The sequence below is a fragment of the Aeromonas molluscorum 848 genome, from assembly GCF_000388115.1.
Taxonomy (GTDB): Bacteria; Pseudomonadota; Gammaproteobacteria; order Enterobacterales; family Aeromonadaceae; genus Aeromonas; species Aeromonas molluscorum.
Genome location: NZ_AQGQ01000288.1, coordinates 1 through 1,671, shown reverse-complemented (window position 1 = coordinate 1,671; position 1,671 = coordinate 1). Strand labels below are relative to the sequence as shown.

Sequence of the window (1,671 nt, the reverse complement as noted above, 5' to 3'; positions counted from 1 at the left end):
CACTACTGAGCCTACGGGATAACCCTGCTCAGGACTGTGATGATGTCATTGCACTACTGGATACCCATGTCAAACAAGTAAACGTGCGTGTGGAAGCATTGTTGCAGTTGAGGCAATACCTGCTTCTCCTGCGCGGACAGTGTTCAGGTGCCCGATCTGTTCAGGCGTGCGGCATTTTGCACGAGCTTTCAAACTGTAATTGTAACTACGTTACATCTTCGAAAACCGGCGCGACAACACCTGAGCAGTCAGGCAGTTAAGCAATCATGCAGTTATGCTGGCCGCAGTAGCGGAGAGGATCGGGTTACTCATGCTCGGGTTCTACTATTTTGGTATCAATTATGGCGCAACTAATTATCTGAAAGCCCTTAATAGGGTGTGCTGACCTGCTCCCCATTTCTAGACCACCTACAACTTCAAAAGGGGCTGACGGCTACCCTTGTAGGAAATGCCACCGCTTCATGAGGACTCTCGCGGCCACCAATGTGGGAAACACCACAATATCCGGAGGATAAGAGTTACTCGGTCTTACTGAGACTGGGTTCAAAAAACGCTTTTCCAAGAAACTAACCATCGGGAGAAGAGCAAACAATGAAGCCAAAAACCACCTTCGATTTTCAACATCACAGCCCCGAGACATCAGAACCGGTGTAGTATGACCTCTATAAGCAGAGGAAGACGTTCGAAAATTTGTGTAAACTTTTTTATCGTAAATGCATGAGATGTTGACACGAACTGCATTAATGATAGGTTTAATGCGATTTAAGGACGTGTGGGTGAGATAGCAAGGTGGATAGAACCTGTGGTTACTTGGCTTGTACTCAACCAACTCACACACACAGTGGCAGTTACACTGAAATGTTCCTGCCCTTCCTTTTTAGAAACTAGATCTAAAAAGGCCCTGACTATTCAGGGCCTTTCTTTTGCAAATTTTGCGAGCATAGTGCGCATTCCTGACGCAAGAAAACAGTGTCCCTTGAATTTCAGCCCGGCTCGCCACCCTGAATTGAGATAACACCGGGGGGACAGGGTATGATGCAGTGAATCGCCATAGAGTAGTGGGACATGATAAAACGCGGGATCCTGATCATTGGGTTAGTACTGAGTGGGTTTCTGAGTGCCGCACAGCTCAAGGTGGGTGTCAGTTTTGCCATTCCACCTTACGTCATAGAAAAAGAGGCGCAGGGCATAGAGCTGGATCTGCTGCGCACCGCCTTCCAGGACAGCGGCTATCAACTCTCTTTTCAATATCTGCCCCTTGAACGCACCTTCCGCATGCTGGCCGACGGCAAGCTGGACGCCATCATCAATGTCAGACCCGGCATGCTGGATGGCGCCTTCCTCTCCCGCCCCGTTATCCACTTCCACAATCAGGTATTCACCCTCAGTCCGCTCAAAGTGGCAGACCTGACGGCACTCACGACCCTGAAGGTAAGCGCCTTCCAACGGGCCACTCAGGTTCTGGGGCCCGCGTTTGCCACTATGGCAGCGCACAATGCCCGTTATGAAGAAGTCGCCAAGCAGCAGGGCCAGGTGCATCAACTGCTACTCGGCCGGGTCGATGCCGTTGTGATGGAGGAGCGCGTCTTCTATTACCATCTGGAACAATTAAGGCAGGAGAGAGCCGAGCCCCACATTTATAACCGGGAACGGATCCAGGCCAACGCCCTG

At 50.6% G+C, this 1,671-nt stretch carries 2 protein-coding genes; both read left to right on the top strand.

Annotation, left to right across the window (positions count from 1 at the left end):
* Window positions 1–260, top strand: a 260-nt coding sequence (locus tag G113_RS20855) for a MerR family DNA-binding protein (RefSeq protein WP_152436125.1), incomplete at its 5' end; no start/stop codon positions are given.
* Window positions 261–1,065: 805 nt separating this feature from the next.
* On the top strand, window positions 1,066–1,671 hold a 606-nt coding region (locus tag G113_RS20020), incomplete at its 3' end, for a substrate-binding periplasmic protein (RefSeq protein WP_005914136.1).